General features: G+C 70.2%; 2 protein-coding genes. Both read left to right on the top strand.

Annotated elements, in window-relative coordinates:
- Positions 1 to 377: methyl-accepting chemotaxis protein (locus AC27KI_RS21950; RefSeq protein ID WP_487115821.1), on the top strand; the 377-nt coding region annotated here is incomplete at its 5' end.
- Between the two features lie 108 nt (positions 378 to 485).
- Positions 486 to 2,831, top strand: a complete 2,346-nt coding sequence (locus AC27KI_RS21945; protein ID WP_487115819.1) for an FdhF/YdeP family oxidoreductase — start codon at positions 486 to 488, stop codon at positions 2,829 to 2,831.
- The last annotated feature ends 152 nt before the right edge of the window (positions 2,832 to 2,983 follow it).

The raw sequence follows: 2,983 nt of genomic DNA, 5'->3' as shown, positions 1-2,983 counted from the left end.
GGGGCTTCGCGGTGGTGGCGGGCGAGGTGCGGGCGCTGGCCCAGCGCTCGGGCGACGCCGCGCGGGAGATCCGTGGCCTCATCGCCGCATCGGTCGAGCGGGTGGACGCGGGGGGCGGCCTGGTGGACGATGCGCGCCAGTCCATGCAGGGCATTGCCCATTCGATCGCCGAGGTCACGCACCTGATCGAAGGCATTGCCGCAGCGAGCGGCCAGCAAAGCAGCGGCATCGACGGCATCCACCAGAGCGTCGCCCGCATCGAGCAGATGACCCAGCAGAATGCGGCGCTGGTGGAGGAGGCCGCGGCCGCCGCCCTGCGCATGCGCGAGCAGGCCGCGGCCCTGGCCGACGCTGCGGCCACCTTCAAAACGCCCTAGCATGGTGGCCGCTGCGGAACGCCGCGCGAGCGGCGGTGTCCAACCCGGTCGCTCCCTCGGGAGCCCACCCCTTTCGCCGTTCGTTTCGCCGATGAGCAGGAGACCACGATGACCGACAAGAAAATCGAGTTCTACAAAGGCCCGGCCGGCGGCTGGGGCGCGCTGCGCTCCGTCGGCCGCGCGCTGCAGTACCAGGACATTCCCCTCAAGGGGGCCAAGACCCTGTTGTCGGCCAACCAGCCCGACGGGTTCGACTGCCCCGGCTGCGCCTGGCCCGACCGCAACCATGCCTCTACCTTCGAGTTCTGCGAGAACGGCGCCAAGGCCGTGGCGGCCGAGGCCACCGCCCGCCGCGCGGGGCCGGAGCTTTTCGCCCGGCATTCGGTGGCCGCCCTGGCCGAGCAGAGCGACTTCTGGCTGGAAGACCAGGGCCGGCTCACCCACCCCATGGTGTACGACGCGGCCAGCGACCACTACGTGCCCATTGCCTGGGACGATGCCTTCGCGCTCATCGCCCGGCACCTGAACGCGCTGCCCAGCCCGAACGAGGCCATCTTCTACACCTCGGGCCGCGCCAGCAACGAGGCCGCCTTCCTGTACCAGTTGTTCGTGCGCGAATACGGCACCAACAATTTTCCCGACTGCTCCAACATGTGCCACGAGCCCAGCGGCAGCGCCATGCGCCCGCAGATCGGCGTGGGCAAGGGCACGGTCACGCTGCAGGACTTCGAGGAGGCCGACGCCATCTTCATCTTCGGACAGAACCCCGGCACCAACCACCCGCGCATGCTGGGCGAGCTGCGCGCGGCCCACAAGCGCGGCGCGCAGATCGTGAGCTTCAACCCGCTGCGCGAACGCGGGCTGGAGCGCTTTCAGGACCCGCAGAGCAAGATGGAAATGGCCACGCTGGGCTCGACACCCATCAGCACGCATTACTTCCAGCTGCGCGTGGGGGGCGATCTGGCCCTGGTCAAGGGGATGATGAAGCACCTGATCGAGATCGAGGACCGCGACGGCGGCGTGCTCGACCATGCCTTCATCGCCGAGCACACCACCGGCATCGACGGCCTGCTGGCCGATCTGCGCGCCGAATCGTGGCCTTTGCTCGAAGAGGAGTCCGGCCTGCCCGAGGCGCAGATCCGCGCCGCAGCCGAGGTGTACCGCAATGCCCAGCGCGTGATCGCCTGCTGGGGCATGGGCATCACCCAGCACATGCACTCGGTGGCCACCATCCAGATGATCGTCAACTGGCTGCTGCTGCGCGGCAACATCGGCCGGCCCGGCGCGGGCCCGTGCCCCGTGCGCGGCCACAGCAACGTGCAGGGCGACCGCACCATGGGCATCTGGGAAAAGCCCCCGGCCGCGCTGCTGGACAAGCTGCAGGAGGTGTTCGGCTTCGAGCCCCCGCGCGAGCCCGGCGTCGATACCGTGGAAGCCATCCAGGCCATGCTGGACGGCAAGGGGCGCGTGCTCTTCGCCCTGGGGGGCAACTTCGCCGCCGCCACGCCCGATACCTATGAGACCTGGAAGGCGCTGCGCCGCTGCGACCTGACGGTGCACGTGACCACCAAGCTCAACCGCAGCCACATCGTGCACGGGCGCGAGGCGCTCATCCTGCCGTGCCTGGGCCGCACCGAGATCGACATGCAGGCTGGCGGCCCGCAGGGCGTGACGGTGGAGGACTCGATGAGCATGGTGCACCTGTCCATGGGCATCAACCCGCCGGCCTCGGACCAGCTGCTGTCCGAGCCCGCCATCGTCGCGCGGCTGGCCGCGGCCACGATCGGCGGGCGCAGCCGCACCCCGTGGCTGTGGCTCATCGAGGACTACGCCCGCATCCGCGACAAGATCGAAGCCGTGTTCGCCGACTTCAAGGACTTCAACCAGCGCGTGGCCGTGCCCGGGGGCTTTCGGCTGCGCAATACCGCCAGCGAGCGCGTCTGGGCCACGGCCGGCCGCAAGGCCAGCTTCGTCGCCCACCCCGTGCCGGTGGACACGCCCTCGCACCAGGCCCGCGCGCTGCGGCGCGACACCGTCGTGTTCACGCTGCTCACCACGCGCTCGCACGACCAGTACAACACCACCATCTACGGCCACGACGACCGCTACCGCGGCGTGTTCGGCCAGCGGCGCGTGGTGTTCATCCACGAGGAGGACATTCGGTCCCTCGGCCTGAAGGACGGCGACTGGGTGGACATCCAGACCGTGTGGAGCGACGGCCAGGAGCGCCGCGCCGACCGCTTCAAGCTCGTGGCCTACGACATTCCCCGCGGCAACCTCGCTGCCTATTACCCCGAGACCAATCCGCTCGTGCCCCTGTCGTCGGTGGCGCTGAATGCGGGCACGCCGACCTCCAAGTCGATCCCCGTGGTGCTGGTGCCGCATGCGGCCGGGGCGGCAGATGCTGCAGACACGGCCGCCGCCGCGGAACCCGCGGCCGTGGCGGCCATTTGACGCCGCCCGTGCCGGTGGGCCATGACGGCGGGCTCTCACCGGCGCTGCTGTCGGCACTGGCCGAACTGGACGATCCGCAGGGCGTCTCCATGCCGCGCCTGGCCAAGCACCTGGGGTTGCCCGGTAGCGCCGTGCGTGCGCGGCCTGCACCT

Source organism: Acidovorax sp. KPB24-03 (assembly GCF_057546605.1).
The sequence above is the reverse complement of the archived record's forward strand: the minus strand, read 5'-3'. Positions and strand labels throughout refer to the sequence as shown.